15 protein-coding genes are annotated in these 15,398 nt (G+C 69.1%); 10 read left to right on the plus strand and 5 right to left on the minus strand.

Translation table 11 applies throughout. The features are described from left to right. Positions 1 to 34 precede the first annotated feature (34 nt). The 3 genes from WMF44_RS35630 to WMF44_RS35640 are packed head-to-tail and all read right to left on the minus strand — an operon-like array spanning position 35 to position 3,122. Entirely contained in the window at positions 35 to 1,201 is a 1,167-nt protein-coding gene (locus WMF44_RS35630; RefSeq protein WP_437294496.1) for an ABC transporter permease, read from the minus strand. Continuing rightward, a complete protein-coding gene (locus WMF44_RS35635; protein ID WP_437294497.1) occupies positions 1,198 to 1,896 on the minus strand; it encodes an ABC transporter ATP-binding protein in 699 nt (232 codons plus the stop codon). The genes WMF44_RS35630 and WMF44_RS35635 overlap by 4 nt, the downstream gene beginning before the upstream one ends. Continuing rightward, positions 1,893 to 3,122, minus strand: a complete 1,230-nt coding sequence (locus tag WMF44_RS35640) for an efflux RND transporter periplasmic adaptor subunit (RefSeq protein WP_437294498.1) — start codon at positions 3,120 to 3,122, stop codon at positions 1,893 to 1,895. Before WMF44_RS35640 ends, WMF44_RS35635 begins: the two co-directional genes overlap by 4 nt. Positions 3,123 to 3,766: 644 nt before the next feature. On the opposite strand from WMF44_RS35640, the gene WMF44_RS35645 reads away from it, so the two are divergent. The 7 genes from WMF44_RS35645 to WMF44_RS35675 all read left to right on the plus strand — a co-directional run bounded on the left by WMF44_RS35645 (position 3,767) and on the right by WMF44_RS35675 (position 11,189). After that, positions 3,767 to 4,594, plus strand: coding sequence for a hypothetical protein (locus WMF44_RS35645; RefSeq protein WP_437294499.1), 828 nt, complete (start codon positions 3,767 to 3,769; stop codon positions 4,592 to 4,594). Between the two features lie 18 nt (positions 4,595 to 4,612). After that, positions 4,613 to 5,338: an SMI1/KNR4 family protein gene (locus WMF44_RS35650; RefSeq protein WP_437294500.1), complete on the plus strand. Its 726-nt coding sequence runs from the start codon at positions 4,613 to 4,615 to the stop codon at positions 5,336 to 5,338. Then, the gene (locus WMF44_RS35655; RefSeq protein ID WP_437294501.1) at positions 5,307 to 5,849 is read left to right on the plus strand and encodes a barstar family protein; all 543 of its coding nucleotides are present in this window, start codon (positions 5,307 to 5,309) and stop codon (positions 5,847 to 5,849) included. The genes WMF44_RS35650 and WMF44_RS35655 overlap by 32 nt, the downstream gene beginning before the upstream one ends. 175 nt (positions 5,850 to 6,024) lie before the next feature. Continuing rightward, positions 6,025 to 6,261: a hypothetical protein gene (locus tag WMF44_RS35660; protein WP_437294502.1), complete on the plus strand. Its 237-nt coding sequence runs from the start codon at positions 6,025 to 6,027 to the stop codon at positions 6,259 to 6,261. Further along, the gene (locus WMF44_RS35665) at positions 6,237 to 7,382 is read left to right on the plus strand and encodes a metallophosphoesterase (RefSeq protein WP_437294503.1); all 1,146 of its coding nucleotides are present in this window, start codon (positions 6,237 to 6,239) and stop codon (positions 7,380 to 7,382) included. Before WMF44_RS35660 ends, WMF44_RS35665 begins: the two co-directional genes overlap by 25 nt. A gap of 631 nt (positions 7,383 to 8,013) precedes the next feature. Beyond that, complete coding sequence (locus WMF44_RS35670; protein WP_437294504.1) at positions 8,014 to 9,774, plus strand: RICIN domain-containing protein; 1,761 nt, start codon at positions 8,014 to 8,016, stop codon at positions 9,772 to 9,774. Positions 9,775 to 9,788: 14 nt separating this feature from the next. Beyond that, complete coding sequence (locus WMF44_RS35675) at positions 9,789 to 11,189, plus strand: WD40/YVTN/BNR-like repeat-containing protein (RefSeq protein WP_437294505.1); 1,401 nt, start codon at positions 9,789 to 9,791, stop codon at positions 11,187 to 11,189. 43 nt (positions 11,190 to 11,232) lie between these two features. Here WMF44_RS35675 and WMF44_RS35680 read toward each other — a convergent pair whose 3' ends face one another. After that, on the minus strand, positions 11,233 to 12,501 hold the full coding sequence (locus WMF44_RS35680) for a peptide-N-glycosidase F-related protein (protein WP_437294506.1): 1,269 nt from the start codon (positions 12,499 to 12,501) through the stop codon (positions 11,233 to 11,235). Positions 12,502 to 12,665: 164 nt separating this feature from the next. On the opposite strand from WMF44_RS35680, the gene WMF44_RS35685 reads away from it, so the two are divergent. Further along, positions 12,666 to 12,800 (plus strand): hypothetical protein, encoded by a 135-nt coding sequence (locus WMF44_RS35685; RefSeq protein ID WP_437294507.1) that lies wholly within the window; start codon positions 12,666 to 12,668, stop codon positions 12,798 to 12,800. Positions 12,801 to 12,838: 38 nt separating this feature from the next. Then, positions 12,839 to 13,288, plus strand: coding sequence for a hypothetical protein (locus WMF44_RS35690; protein WP_437294508.1), 450 nt, complete (start codon positions 12,839 to 12,841; stop codon positions 13,286 to 13,288). A gap of 5 nt (positions 13,289 to 13,293) precedes the next feature. On the opposite strand, the gene WMF44_RS35695 is transcribed toward WMF44_RS35690, so the two are convergent. Further along, on the minus strand, positions 13,294 to 14,283 hold the full coding sequence (locus WMF44_RS35695) for a matrixin family metalloprotease (protein ID WP_437294509.1): 990 nt from the start codon (positions 14,281 to 14,283) through the stop codon (positions 13,294 to 13,296). A gap of 128 nt (positions 14,284 to 14,411) precedes the next feature. Between WMF44_RS35695 and WMF44_RS35700 the strand changes: the two genes are divergently transcribed. Further along, positions 14,412 to 15,065: a Mut7-C RNAse domain-containing protein gene (locus WMF44_RS35700; RefSeq protein WP_437294510.1), complete on the plus strand. Its 654-nt coding sequence runs from the start codon at positions 14,412 to 14,414 to the stop codon at positions 15,063 to 15,065. Positions 15,066 to 15,398: the final 333 nt, after the last annotated feature.

Consider the following 15,398-nt stretch of genomic DNA (forward strand, 5'->3'; position numbering starts at 1 on the left):
TTTCAGGGTGTCGAAGACAGGCTGCGTGGGTCGCTCACGCCACGCGCCGGAGCGCGTCGGTGACCGAGAGTTTCGATGCGTTGTACGCCGGGATGAGCGACGCGACGAGCGACAGCCCCATCGAGAGCAGCACCGCCATGACCATCGTCGAAGGCTCGATCCGGAAGTAAGGGAACCAGGCGCCCATGTCCTCCTCCAGCCACCGGCCCAGCCCGAGCTCGACGATCGGATACGAGACAACGAGCCCGAGGAACCCGGCCAGGAGCCCGATGGTCGCCGCCTCCCCGATGATGAAGATCCTCACGTGCTTCGGCTCGAACCCGAGCGCGCGCAGCACGCCGTACTCCCGCGTCCGCTCCCGGACGCCCATGGCGATCGTGTTGCCGAGGATCATCATCATGATGAGAAGGATGATGATGGACACGACGTTGAGCGCCGTCAGCACGGCCGACATCATCGCCATGAACGACAGGTTCATCGCCCGCTCGCTCATCGTCGCCGTCTGGACGTCCTTCTCGTCGAAGATCTTGTCGATCGCCGCGCTGATGTCCGCGCTCCGCGACGGGTCGTCGATCCGGGCGGTCATCCAGCCGATCTGGTCACGCTGCCGCTCGGGGAGCGACTCGTTCAGGTAGTCGTAGTGAAAGATGAACTGCGACCTGTCGATCGACTTGCGCGTCGCCGTGTAGATCCCCGAGACGGTGAACTGCCAGTTTCCGGGGTAGATCGTCCCCTCCAGCGTCACCGTGTCGCCCGGCTTCACCTTGAGCCGGGTCGCGAGGACGTCGCCCACGATGGCGCCCTTCCTGTCGCCCAGCCACCGCTCCATGTCCTCGGGCGAGACGACCATCTCGTCGTAGACCTTGAAGAAGGTCTTCGACTCGACGGCCATCGAGGCGAAGAAGTTGTTGGCGTCGCGCGGGTCCTTGGCGCCGAACCAGCTCATGAAGGACCCCTCCGTCACGCCGGGGACCTCGCGGACCGTGTCCATGTAGCGCTTCGGCAAGGGGAGGATGAACGAGATCTTGTGCCGCGTCGCGATCCGGTCCTTCGCGGCGTGGTCGGCGGCGACGTTCCACGCCGAGAGCACCGTCCGGAGGAGCACGAACGCGAGCACCGCCACCACCGCGCCGATCACGGTCAGCAGCGTCCTGAACTTGTTGCGAAGGACGTTCCTGGCGGCGACGGAGACGAGGTTCATGACAGGTTCCCCTTGTCGAGCCGGCGCGTCACCGTCGCGCGCTCGGCGGCCTGCGGATCGTGCGTGACCATCAGGATGGTCTTCTTGAACTCCTTGTTGAGCCTCTCCAGGAGCGCCAGGATCTCGTCGGCGCTCTTGCGATCGAGATCGCCGGTCGGCTCGTCCGCCACGATGATCGTCGGGTCGTTCACGATCGCCCGCGCGATCGCGACCCGCTGCTCCTGGCCGCCGGAGAGCTGCCGGGGATAGTGGCCCATCCGCTCCTCGAGCCCGACGACGCGCAGGGCCGTCTGCGCGCGCTTCCGCCGCTCGGACGAGGACAGGTTCGTGAGCAGGAGCGGCAGCTCGACGTTCTCGACCGCGGTGAGCACCGGCATCAGGTTGTAGGCCTGGAAGATGAAGCCCATCGTCCTGGAGCGGAAGCGCGCCAGCTCGCCGTCGCTCATCCGCGTGAGGTCCTGCCCCGCCACGCGCGCCGAGCCGCGCGTCGGGCGATCGAGCCCGGCGATCAGGTTCAGCAGCGTCGACTTGCCCGAGCCCGAGGGCCCCATCAGCGCCTCGTACGACCCCTCCGGGATGTCGAGCGTGATGTTGTCGAGCACCACGATCGGCTCCTTGTCGCGGAAATAGCTCTTGCCGACCCCCTGCAGCTCGACAATGGGCTTCGGCTTCCCGTCGCGATACCCCTCGGTCATTCGCTCCCCTTTTCCTTCTCTTTGATCTTCTGACCGTCCGCGAGCTCGGGGGACGGCCTCGCCACGAGGCGCGCCCCCGGGGTCGGGCCGTCGAGCAGCTCCAGCCCGCCGGGCGCGGGGCCGCCCACCTTGATGGGCACCATCTTCACCTGGCCCTCGTTGACCACGAACACCACCTTGGCGCCGCCCCGCTCGACCACCGCGGCCTCCGGGACGACCCGCTTCGGCGGCTCCTTCATCGCCTCCTCGGACAGCGCCTCGGCGAGGAAGCTGACCCGCGCGCTCATCTCCGGCAGCGCCTCCTTCGGCTCTCCGACGAACTTCACCTTCACCGGGACGGTCGCCTTGGCGCGGTTCACCCGCTTGCCGATCTCGAGCGTCGTGCAGCGGTGCCGCTTCGAGGGGTACGCGTCGAGGACCACCTCGCACGGCTTGCCGGGCTCGACGAGGTAGAGGCGCGTCTCCGGGACATCGGTCTCGACGACGAGCGACGAGAAGTCGGCGATCTCGACGAGGTGCGGCAGCTCGAGGCCGACGACCTCGCCCACCTCCGGCGGCTTCGACATGATCGTGCCGCCGATCGGCGCGACGATCTTCCGGTCGGCCAGCGTGACCCGGAGGCTCTCGACGTCGGCCGCGGCGGCCTTGACCTCGGCGTCGGCCGCCGCCGCCGACTGGGTGAGCGAGTGCATGCGCGCGGTGAGGTCATCCATCGACGCGCGGCCGGTCACCTGGCGCTCGACGAGCAGCCGCTCCCGCGCGAGCTGCTGCTCCACCTCGCCGATGCTCGCCCGGGAGGCCGAGGCGCGCGCCCGCGCCGCCGCGACCTTGGCCTGGGCCGCGGCCACGAGGCTCTTCTGGTCGGCGTCGTCGAGCTCCACGAGCAGGTCGCCCTGCTTCACCACATCGCCTTCCTTGACGTGCACCCGCGCGATCCGGCCGGGGAACTTGGCCCCGACCTTGGACACCACCTGCGGGACCACGTACCCGGTCGACGTCACGGAGATCGACGCCTGCGCCGGCGAGACCAGCGCGACCTCCGTGGTGGTGACCTCGGTCTTGAAGAGCGCGCTCTGCGCCTTCGGCACGGCGAACGCGGCGGCGCCGCCGACCGCCGCGAGCACGACCACGGCGACGAGGACGGTGCGGAGCGGGCTCCGCCGATCGGGATCGACGTCCCGCTGGATCCGCAGCGAGGCGAGATCCGAGCTGAGCTGGTCGGACACGGCGTCTCCTTAACACGCTTCCGGCGTCGCGTTGAAGTTCTATCGCCTATTTCTGACGCGCGGCGCCACCCGCGCCCGACATGCAGGATGCGGCCTCGCGCCCGGCCCTGGAGCGGCGCTTGCTTCGTATCGAAATCGCCTCCCGCCGTGGCAATCTGCCCGTCCAGACCGCAATGCACCGCGCGGCTGTGCCCCCTGCGCCTCACCCGTGGCTGTGCGCTCCCTGGCGTGCAGCGGCGCTCGGGCCTTCGAAGCGCGCGGCGGGCCTCACGTCCGTTGGCTGGCGCACCGGCGCATCGCTCCAGCGATGGCCCCGGAGCGGAGCGAGCAGAGGGAAACCGCCACAAGATATCGAAAGTATAAGCATTTATCGAACTAGCGATCCCGAACGACGGCGCCGCGCGACGGCGGAAGTGCCAATCACCGATCCGCGCGATGGAGCAGGCGGAAGGTGGGCTCCGCGCCACACACGGGGTGGGATGGGTGCCTGCGGCGCTGTGCGGCGCTGTCTGTGTCGGCGCGGGGCGCGGGGCGCGGGGCGCGGGGCCGCGGCCAGGGTGCGAGATGCGCGCCTTGCGCTCCAGGGGCTCCCGGGACCAACACCCTGTCTCGACGCCCCGACGCCGCACGTCTACGCTGTCACGATGGGTTTTGTCGCGAGCCTTTTCATCGTCTACGGGGTCGCCGGGGTGGTGCTGGGTGTCGCGGTCGCCATCGCGATCGGGCGCTGCCTCCACCACCGGCGGCGCTCGCAGATCGCCGCGTATGCGCGGAGCCCTTCGGCGTCACCCGGCGCGATACGCGAGGGGTTTGCGCTCCTGCGCGGCGAGGTGAGCGCGGAGGACGCCGCGCCGGGAGACGCGGTGATCGCGGTCGAGATCCCGTGCGGCGGCCAGGCGGGCGCCGCGCCGAGCGCGTGGCAGACGCGGGCGCGCGCGTTCTCGCTCCGGCTCGCCTCGGGCGCCACCGTGCGGGTCGAGCCGGCGAGCAGCAGGCTGACCCTGGACACCACCTTCGTCCCGACGAGACGTGGCGGCGCGCCCGCCTACGTGTCCGAGGTCCGCCCCGGCGACACGATCTACATCGCGGGCTCGGTGCGCCGCGAGATCGACGCGAGCGCCGCCGGCACGGGCTACCGCGACGCCGCGCGGGCCTGGGTGCTCCGGGCGCCCGCGCACGGCAGCCTCTGCGTCGCTTCCGAGACGGTCATCGCCCACCACGCCCAGCGCGCGCGGTTCCACCGCTCCTGGGCGCTCGCGCTCGGCGGGGCGCTCGCGGCGCTTCACCTCGGCCTGTTCCGCGCGTTCCACGCGAGCATGCTCGGCGCCGCCGACTCGGCCGGGAGCATCGACATCGGGCCGGCCGCGCTCGCGCTCTTCTTCGTCGGCGCTGCGGCGCTCACCTACCGCACCCTGGCCGAGCAGACCTCTCCGTGGATCGAGCTCCGCGTGGATCGCTCCAGGGCGGCCTAGCTCAGGCTGCGCGCGCCGATGGAAAAGATCATTTCCTACATCGAGCAGCACAACCCCGGATTTGCTCGACGCATCCGTGGCGCGACGCCAGACGAGATCGATTCCCTTGAGCAGACCGCCGGCCATCCGCTGCCTCCCGATTACAGGTATTTTCTCTCCGTCATGGGCCACGACGACGGTCAACTCTTCGGCCAGGAGGGCATCAGCACGGACGTCCCGAGTCTCCTCTCCTTCTATCGAGAGAGCGTGGCGACTGGAGAGAACTCAGTACCGGAGGACTGCATCGTCATCGCGGTAGGCTGCGCCGTCATTGAACAGGTCTATCTCGAGCATGACGGGCTCGGCCGCGTCTTCGAAGGGGGCGAGGGCGAGAAGTCCTCGCTCTGGGCAAAATCCTTCAGGAACCTCCTTTATCAAAACGCCTACATGGCGCATCGCCAGCGCTGGCTACCTCACGCGATCATGCACAACAGCACCGATCAAACGAACCTGTCAGAGGATGTTCGCGCGGTGGTGCGCTCGGCCGGGCTCCTCGAGCTCGATTTCTCTGACTCCGTGACGATCTGCGCGGAATCTTCTTCAGCGACGCTCGCCTTCCGTCAGATCGCCGGCGAGACAGCCTGGGTGCGTGTGGCTGGCATGGACGAGGCTGCGGTGAACGACGTTTCCAGGCGACTGATGAACATCAGCGTAGAGAGACGATTCGACGCCCATGGATCTCACCCATTTTCAAGGTTCCGCTGAGCGGGACATTCATATATTCCGCGATGGCACACGGCTCGAGCACGTGGAGACAGCGCTGCGGCAGATCGCGCGCGATCTAGCGTATCATTTCATCGCACTTCGCGGCGATCGAATGACGAATGAAGCGGAAGCATTGACAGAGATCGCTCGAGCGTTCGAGTTGCCTCACCATGACGACCCGGGCTTCAAGCGAAACTGGGATGGCACCGCAGATTATATCATGAACATGCGTCGGCCGCATCGGCCGCGGTCGCCGAGCCAACTCCAACGTGGTCATCTCGTGTTAGTTTGCGAGCCGGCGCATCTCATCGCCGGCGATGCGCTCTCGTTCGCAACGTTGCTCGATCTCCTCGGGACGCGAGCCGAGCCCTCCGAAGGCCGCGAGGTGCCGCTTCATATCGCCATCGGCCCGATGAGCTTCCGCCATGAATTCTTTGCGACCCTCCTCAAGGTGGAACGACACTTCTGCCGTGACTGCCAGCTGCTGGGCCGAGCCGAGGCGGACGAATAGGATCTTCGCGTCGAGGCCAGGGACTGACGGCGAAGGCGTGAAGGAGTCCGTTGTCCACGCCGAGCAGAGAATCCGGTGACGCGCCGCCCCGCGACGGCCAAGGTGTCCTCATGCGTGACGAAAGCGGCGCGCAATGGCGTTTAAGCCGATGACGCACAAGAGATCCGTTGACCCGATGGTCACTGCTCTCCCCTCCTTCGCCCGCTGCACCAGACGGGTGAGAGAGCCGACGCCCGAGCGCCTGACGCTGCACGAGCGGCTCCTCACCCAGGCCATGGCCGAGGCGGCTGAGCTCCGGATGCTCAAGGCCAGCAGCGGGAGGCGGCCGTACAGCGTGACAATCAACGAGCGTTTGCCCGAACTTGAAAACATGCTAAAATTCGCGCCATGGCCGCGCCTCAGCAAATGGTGACGCCCCGGCGCATCTTCGTGATGGGCGACCCGCAGGCGCCGATGGCCAAGGTGATGGCCGTGCTCGCGTCGCACGCGTTGCTCGGCGCGGGCGGCCGGCTCGCCGACGACGTCGTGCTCGTGTCGATCGGTGATCACTTCGACTATGACCTCGATGATCCGGTGGGCGCGGGCGCGGAGGGGCTCCGCACGCTGCGCTGGCTGGCCAGCCACGATCCCGCGCAGGTGCGGCTCCTGTTCGGCAACCATGACGCGGCGCGGGTCATGGAGCTCGCCGGCCTCGACGACGTCCGGTTCGCTGCGGCGCGCGCGCTCGGGCGCTCGATCAAGGAGACCAGGCGGCGTGAAGGCGCCGAGGCCGCCGCCCGGCGCCAGCGCGACGAGTTCGCAGCGCGGTTTCCCGATGTGGCGACCCCGGGGCTCGCGGCGCGCGATTACGCGTCGTTCAGCGAGTCCCAGCGCGAGCTCGTCATCGAGCTGCTGCTCCGCGGCCGCTTTCATCTCGCGCTCTCAGGCGTGCTGCCCGACGGCCGCGCTGTGCTCCTGACCCACGCGGGCGTGACCACGCGCGAGCTCGCGATGCTGGGCATGCCGGACGAGCGCGACCCGCACCGGCTGGCGGCGGCCCTCGATCGACAGTTGCGCGCCGCGGTCGACGCGCGGCGCACGGAATGGCAGAGCGGCGCGCGCACGCCGCTCTCGCTCGAGCCTCTCCACGTCGCGGGCGCCGCAGGCAACGAAGGTGGCGGCCTCCTCTACCATCGACCTGCGTGCGTCGATCGCGCGGGTGGCGATCCGGCATGGGAGCTCGATCCGGCGCGGCCGCGGCGCTTCGAGCCGCGCTCGCTCCCGCGCGACCTGCGGCAGGTCGCCGGTCACACCGGTCACAGGAAGTGCAAGGCGGAGCTCGGTCATGACTGGCTCACGGCGGCAGCGCACCAGAAGGAGATCGGAGGAATTCGCACGCTGCGCGTCGACGGCGACGTCGTCGTGTACGACCTCGGGATCCTGGACGACCGACCCGGAGCGACCGACCTCTACCTGATCGACGGGGAGATGCGGGTTACCGCGGCCGCCGATTACGCTCTGCTCCCGCTCGCCGAGCTGATCGTCCCCGCGTGAAGCCCGCCCCGCGGAGCTCCGGACGAAGCGACGGCCGGCAGAGAGCGCCGCGAGCGCGCCAATCTACCCACATCGCCGCCCGCGCCCTCACTGGAGAACTCACGCGCTCACCCGCGACCACGAATTGCCACCCTCGCAGCAGATCGTGCAGAACGTTGGCCGAGTTCGCTCGATCCGCCGAGCACAAGAGCTCATCCACCAACTCACGTGGTCTCACTGGGGTGGTGTTTTCATGTCCATTCAGGATCCCTCGCGATCCACGCCAGTCGCGCAAACATCATATCGGATTGGATCACGGGCCGTCCTCACGTGATTGTTTCACCCGGAGAGGCGCGCTGCCCGTGTCAAGCCGGTAGCACGACTGTGGCCGCGGATTTGCTCTGAAGGCAAAGACACTCGCGAGGGTGCGAGGACGGCAGCACGGCGCGGCGATCGCGAGCGATCGTCGCCCGGATCCGCGCGCGGATTGGCCGTCAAGTTACATCAGCAGCGGAGAGGCTGGCGGCGCTTGCGGCCTCTCCTTGGCAGCGCTCCGTCGCGCCGCGCCCTGGCTCCTGAGGGGGGATGGTGCGGCGCTCTCCGACATCGGGGGAGATGGGCGCATCGGACCGAGCCAGGAAAGGAAGATCCAATGAAGCGCTTCAAGTCACACCTCACCACGGCTGCCCTCACCGCAGCGTGCGCGTTCGCGCCCGGCTGTCTGATCCTCGACGCCGGTGACGAGGGCGCGGGGCCGGCCCCGACCGCCTCGGGGACGCTGACCGTCGCCGTCGCCAATGGCGAAGCGCGGTACATGCTGGAGCGGGAAGATGGGGTGTTCGTGCGCCTCGACCTGGGCTCGATGGCGGACGCGGCGCCGGGCGCCGAGCCGTCGATCGACTGGCGCACGGCGAGCGGCTCCCCCGTGGACGTGTTCGGCACCGAGAGCGGCGACGGCACGATCGTGGTCGCCACGATGCGGCCTGCCGAGGGCATCGGCGAGCTGACGAACGCGCTCGTCACGACCGGGACCAAGCGCGTCCTGGTGCTGCGCGTGCAGTTCGACGGCGGCCAGACGCTGGGCACGGAGCAGGACGTGCGCAACACCATGGCCGGCGCGGCGACCCACCTGGCGGGCTCGTCGTTCGGCAAGATGCAGCTCGAGTACGACGTCGCCGGCCCGTTCAACATCACCTTCGGCAAGTGCGACGACTACAACCGATGGCAGAACGAGGCCAGGACCGCGGCGCGGAACGCCGGCTTCGATCTGAACGCGTACCAGCACTACATGATCTGGGGGAAGATGGATTGCGGGTACGCCGGCATGGGCGCGCAGCCCGGCAACGCAACCTGGATCGCCGGCCTCTGGCCCGAGGTCGTCGTGCACGAGCTCGGCCACAACTTCGGCCTGTGGCACGCCTCGTCGCGGACGTGCCGCAACGCCGGGGCGACGGTGACGATGAGCAACGACTGCACCTTCGACGAGTACGGCGATCCGTTCGACCCGATGGGCAACGGCGGGAAGCAGCACTTCAACGCCAACTACAAGGTGAACCTCGGGTGGATCCCGTCGTCGCAGGCCCAGACGGTCACCGCCGACGGGACGTATACGCTCGCCCCGATGACCGAGGCGAGCACCGGGACCCAGCTCCTCCGCGTCAAGGGCCCGAACGACATCATGTACCAGATCGAGTTCCGCCAGCCGGCGGCGACGAACGTCGTCGACTCGCGCAACCTCTCCACGAAGGGCGTGCTCATCCATGCGTTCTTCACGCAGTCGCGGGAGAGCGGCCGGGCGCACCTGCTCGACATGATCCCCGGCGGGAACTTCAGGGACGCGCCGCTCGCCGTCGGCGCTTCTCATCAGCTCTTCGGGACGAACGCGACGCTGAAGCTCCTCTCCGTGTCGGCCACGGGCGCGCAGATCCAGATCTCCGGCCTGGGGGGCGGCACGACCGACCCCGGCGGCGATCCGGGCGGCGACCCCGGCGGAACTACTGGCCAGAGCCTTTCGGCCCTCCATTCCGGCAAATGCATGAGCGTCAACGCGGCGAGCCTGAACAGCGGCGCCAGCGTCGTCCAGCGGCCGTGCACCGGGGCGGGCGACCAGCAGTGGCAAGTCGAGATCATCAGCGGCAGCACGGCGACCGTGAAGAACGTGAACAGCGGAAAGTGCCTCGACGTGCAGGGGTCCAGCCGGTACAACGGGGCGAACATCACGCAGGCGGACTGCAACAGCGGCAAGAACAGCCAGAAGTGGGATCTCATCGATCGCGGCAACGGCGTCGTCTCGCTGCGCTCGGTCAACAGCGGAAAGTGCGTGGACGTCTACAGCGCCAGCACCGCGGACGGCGCCAGGCTCGCCCAGTACACGTGCAACAACGGGACGAACCAGCAGTTCCGGCGGCAGTAGCGAACCTCGCTTCGATGAACCGCATCACCCTCGGGCTCGCGGCCGCCGCCGCGGGCCTCGCCCTCTCCGCCGCCACGCCCGCGCGCGCCAACGGCCGATACCCCACCGCCGGCCAGATCCTCGTCGATCCCGCCGATCCCGAGCACATCGTCGTCCGCGCGACCTACGGCGTCCTCACCACCCACGACGGCGGCGAGCGCTGGTCGTGGATCTGTGAAGCGGCCATCGGCTACAGCGGCTTCGAGGACCCGATGCTCGTCGTCACCGCCGACGGCTCGATCCTCGCCGGGCTCTTCGACGGGCTCAGCGCGACGCACGACCGCGGCTGCGACTGGCATATCGCCGAGGGCGCGCTCGCCGAGCGCAACATCGTCGATCTGTCGATCGATCGCGCGGATCCCGCGAGCGTCCTCCTGCTCGGCTCCAGCGTCATGGCCGGCGACGCGATCTTGACGCAGGTCTGGGAATCGAAGGACGACGGACGGACCTGGACGCAGGCCGGGGTCGACTTCCCGAGCACGTTCCTCGGCGTGACCCTGGACAGCGCGCCGAGCGATCCGCGGCGCATCTACGTGAGCGGGCGGCGCAACGGCCCCACGTTCGAGGGGATCGTGTGGCGCTCGGACGATCGCGGCGCGACGTGGGAGGAGCTCGACGTCCCCGGCAGCGACGATCGCAACCTGCCGTACCTCGGCGCCGTGGACCCGGAAGACCCTGACGTTGTGTACGTGCGCCGCGACGGCGACGGCGCGGACGCCCTGCTTGTCTCGCGGGACGGGGGCGCCACGTGGCGCGAGGTGTTCCAGGCGGCGAGCCTGCTCGGCCTCGCCCTCTCGCCCGACGGGACCGAGATCGCGGCCGGCAGCGATCTGGACGGCCTGTGGGTGGCGCCGACGGATACGCTGGAGTTCACCCAGGTTGCGCAGCTCGGCGTCCGCTGCCTGACCTGGACGGCGCGGGGCCTCTTCGCCTGCGCCGACGAGCCCGTGGACGGCTTCTCCGCCGGCGTTTCCACGGACGGGGGCAGGACGTTCTCGCCGCTCATGACGCTCGACCGGCTGTGCGGCCCGCCGGAGGCCTGCGGGGGCGACAGCTCGACCGGCCGGACCTGCCCCGGGCTCTGGCGGGCGACAGCGCGCTTCGTCGGCGCCGGGGCCTCGTGCGAGGCCGGCGCCGGCCCGGGCGGCGCCGCGGGCGCGGGCGGGGGCGCGGCGAGCGCCGGCGGGGGCGAGGCAGGCGGGGGCGAGGCCGGGGCGGGCGCAGCCGAGCCGAGCGCCGGCGGCGGCTGCTCCTGCGGGGCGTCGGGCGGGGGGCGCGCCGGGGCGCTGCTGAGCTGCCTCGCCGCGGCCGGCGGCGCGCTCCTGCGAGCGCGGCGACACGGACGCCGCCGCGCTCAGGCGCCGGGAGCGCGGTGACGGCCCGGGCCGTTCCCGCGTCGGGTGCTGGCGTTTGGAGCCCCTAACGCGCCTGCACGTAGAGCGAGAACGGGATATTGCCTTCCCCGCCGGCGAAGGCCGCGTCGGGGACGTCGATCACGAACTCGTGCATGCCGGCGCTCGCGGCGCCCCACGGGACGATCCGGGTGTCGATCACGTCGCCAGGGCACCAGTTGCTGAACGACTGCCACTCTTTGTCCGACCGCGGGGACGCCCCGTAGATGCCGTTGCCCTGGGTGTTGTACTTGCGAAATGGCTCGCACGACGTACGCCCTGGCTTGTATTGCAATGCCAGCTCGCCGTCGACGTACACGTAATGCTCGCGGCGAACATACTCCTCGCCGCCCTGGTTGGCGCCGTGATTCGACGTGATCAAGACGAGCTGTGCGTCCTGTGTATCCGCGGGCAATTCGAAGCTGACGGTCTTGCGGGTCGTGCCGACCTTGTCGCTGGCGCCCGTCGCATAGTTGTTGAACTCTTCGCCGATCGCCAGCGGCAACAGGACGTTGAAGTCCTGGGCCTCCCGCGTGCTGTCGGTGTATAGCAGCAGCGATCCGAGCTGCGTGTCGTTGCGACCAGCGCACCCGGGGACCTCGTCGTTCGCGGCGTAAGGCACGCCGAAGATGCCCAGTTCGAACCAGAGATCGTGTTCGGCCAGGAGGTCGGGGTCCTTCAAGATCGGCACGAGGTTGCTGGCCTCCCATTCGTAGGGGACCGCCTTCGGCTGCTTGTTCATGTCCATGAACGGCGTGACGAACCGTGCGACCTCGATCCGGTCGACCTGGCCGGGAACGTAGGTCTGAGCGCCCTTGGGGACCAGCGCCAGGTTGACCGAGCCGAGCCGGTCGTAGTTGTCGCACAGCGCTCCCACGATCACGCGGACCTTCAGGGTGGTCTGGATCTTGGCGAGCAGCTCGTCGGTCAACCTGGTCGCAACCAGCGAGTTGTTGTGGCGGATCACGCCGGCCGGGATCGGCTCGTCGACGGTCTCGGCGTAGCCGTCGTAGAACGTGATGTCCTCCAGCACCGGGACCTCCTCGGGCTCCCCGGACGGCTCGTCGCCGCTGCCGCCGCTGCCACCACCGCTGCCGCTGCCGCTGCCGCTGGCCGCAACGCCACCGCCGCCCGTGCCGCCGCTGCCTGCGCTGGTCCCGGTCGCTGCGCTCGTGCTCCCGTTGCTCTCGGAGGTCGCGGCGCCTCCGCCGGTGCCCGCGTCAGAGCGCTGTTCATCCGTGCACGCGGCGAGCAGGGCCAGCGGACAGAGGTATGGGATCGCGCGACGCAGGTTCATTCGTCGAATTTATCAGATCGCCGGCTCGATGTCGTGCTGGAGCGGCGGCGGAGGTAGAGAGCCGGGGGCGCGTACCAGGCCGAGCATCGCCCTCCGGGGCTGGAATTATCCAGCGTGACGAGCGCCCGGCTCACGTCGAGATCCTCCCGGCGAAGCCGATGCCCGTGGATAAACTTCACGTCGCCGAGCCCGGGATGATTGTCCTCGACGAGGTGACCCGCACCAACATGGAGAACGCGATAAAGCATCTCGCCGAGGAAGGATTTTTTGACCGCTTCGTCCCCATCGAGCAGACGTGAACGTGGAGCGGTGGTACGACCAGACTCGCGAGGGCCTGATGGATCAGAGCGACAAGGCAAATTTGAACGCAGAAATCTTGGCTCGGTGTGTCGTCGCTATCGAGAAGTTCGCCGAAGACTACAAGGAAGATGTTGCCATCCGCCTGGCACGCTCACACCGGATGCAAGCCGCGATTGGTCTTCTGACCGATGAAATTGCGCAGTGGGATCGGGATGCCGAGGTTGACGAGGCCAGCGGTGATATTGCGCTCGCGGATAGCGCAAGGATGCACCGCCGTTCAGACGCCGAGCGTCTGGATGCGTGGCAAAAGACCCTGTATGACATGCTCCGCGACGTGGAGGATCGGAAGCATGCGTTCCGCCGCATCATGGAATTGGTGGATGAGGCCCAGCGAATTCGCTCGCGATACGCAAGTAATGCTGGTGCAATCGACGCCGCGGCGCTGATCGAAGGTCTGGTCGATGTATTGAGAAGGGCATACCAGTAGCTGGCCTACGACCTCGCTCTCCCGTTCGTGGGACGATCCCGACCGAGGTTCGGCCGGCCGCGCTCGCCGGCGCGGAGGCGCGCGGCGGCGCGGAGCCAGGCGATCGCGCCAATCGCGGCGGCGGCCAGCGGGGCGCTCCACCCTGGGCCCCCGGCGGCCGGCGGCGCCGCGCTGCAGCGGACCAGCTGGTCGTCGGCGCACTCGGGCGAGAACCCGTGCGGCGGGATGGGGTTGCAGGTCGACGTGGAGAGATCCCGAGGGGGGTAGATCTGGCAGATGCCCGCGATGTCGTCCTCGTGCAGCGTCCGGAAGTTCATCGGGTCCGCCCTGTCGTACCTGGAGTGCATGGTCACCTCGGGCCCGGCCATGGTGTGATCGAGGCCCAGGAAATGGCCGGCCTCGTGCGTGACGATGGCGAGCAGATCTTCCCTCGGCGCGGCGGAGTCGTCCCCGACGGTGAAATCGTAGAGATCGGTGTTGATCTCCATGTCGGCCCCCCAGAGATTACCGGTCTTCCTGTCGAACTGCACCGTCGTGAGCGCGAGCATCTCGGTGTTGTGTCCCGCGGCCGCGAGCCACTCCAGATCGCGGAAGACGACCACGTTGGTGTTGCCCGGCACGAGGCCATCGACGATCCTGGTCTTGCCGTCCCTCGCGTTGAGCTCCACCGCTCCGCAGGCGACGGGCCCGAGGTTCTGGACGCGGAGCCCCGGCGTTCCCCCGTCGCAGGGCGCCTGCATCCACGTGTCGAACGCGGCCTCGAGCACGTCGGAGATCTCCTGGTAGGAGATCTCGCTGGACGCGTCCTCCTGGATGCTGAAGCCAATGCAATCGCCCGGCCAGCGGAGCGGCTTGCAATCGCCGACGGGCTGGTCGTCCTGCAGACAGAGCTCCGACCTCTTGCAGGTGTTCGAGCGGCAGTAGGCCGACGCCTGCTGCGCGCTCGCCAGCACGGCGAGGGCGGCCGCCACGCAGGAGCACCTGGCACGCTTCATCGACATCGACTCCTCCACGATCGGTTGACCCTGCAGCGACGGTAGCAGCGCGCGCCGGGCGCGTGGGGATTTCGCAGGCGGCGCCCTTGCCGCCCGCTGGCCTTCCGCCATCCTGAGTGTGATGGGGCATGCTCGTGGGTGAGGCGGGCGGCGGAGCCGATCCGGCGCAGGGCGGCGCGGCTCCGGCGCAGGGCGGCGCAGCGGTGCAGGACAGCGCGGCCCAGGCGCAGGACAGCGTGGCCCCGGCGCAGGGCGGCGCGGCGGCGCCGAGCTTCCTGTGCGACGCGATGCTGGGCGGCCTGTCGCGCTGGCTGCGCGGCGCGGGCTACGACGCCAAGTTCGAGCATGGCATCGACGACGGCGATCTCGTGCGCCTCGCGCAGCAGACCGGCCGGGTGCTGCTGAGCTCCGACGCCGGCGTATTCGAGCGGCGCTCCCTGCGCACCGCGGCCGTGCGCGGGCTCTACGTGCCGCGCGGGCTGCGGCCGACGGAGCAGGCCGGCTTCGTGCTGCGGGAGCTCGGGCTGCCCGTGCGGGACCCCCGCTGCATGGCGTGCGGCGGCGCGCTCACGGCCGCCCCGAAGGACAGCGTCCGCGATGCGGTGCCGGCGGTGGTGGCGGATCGCCACGACGAGTTCTGGCGGTGCGATCGATGCGGCAAGGTCCTGTGGAAGGGCAGCCACTGGGACGGCATCGTCGCCGGCGTGGCCGCCGCGGCCGGCGTGGCTGCCGTGACCGAGGCCCCTGCACCGCCGGCGGGCGGCCGAAAGCCTCCGTCGTGACGCGGCGGGCAGGCACAATTCATTCGTCGGCCAGGACCACCCGCGTGCTGTAGATTGATACGCACGTGGGAAGGGGCGCGAGGATGCCCGCGAGATGCCGTGGTCCAGAACAGGGGCAACCCACGACGCGGCTCAACCTGAAGGTCAATCACCTCTCGCCGCTGGATGTTCCTCGCAGACGAGCGTCGTGCCGCCCGCCACGAGGGCCTTGATGAGCTTTCTTGCTTGCGGCATGAGCGAGCGAGCGCGTCGGGGCACGGCGCTGCGGGCGCGGATCGGATCAGCCAGTCTGGGCGGAGAACGATCAGCTCCAGGATTGCGGTCCAGGCATGG

Source organism: Sorangium sp. So ce426, from assembly GCF_051475585.1.
Classification (GTDB): Bacteria; Myxococcota_A; Polyangia; order Polyangiales; family Polyangiaceae; genus Sorangium; species Sorangium cellulosum_B.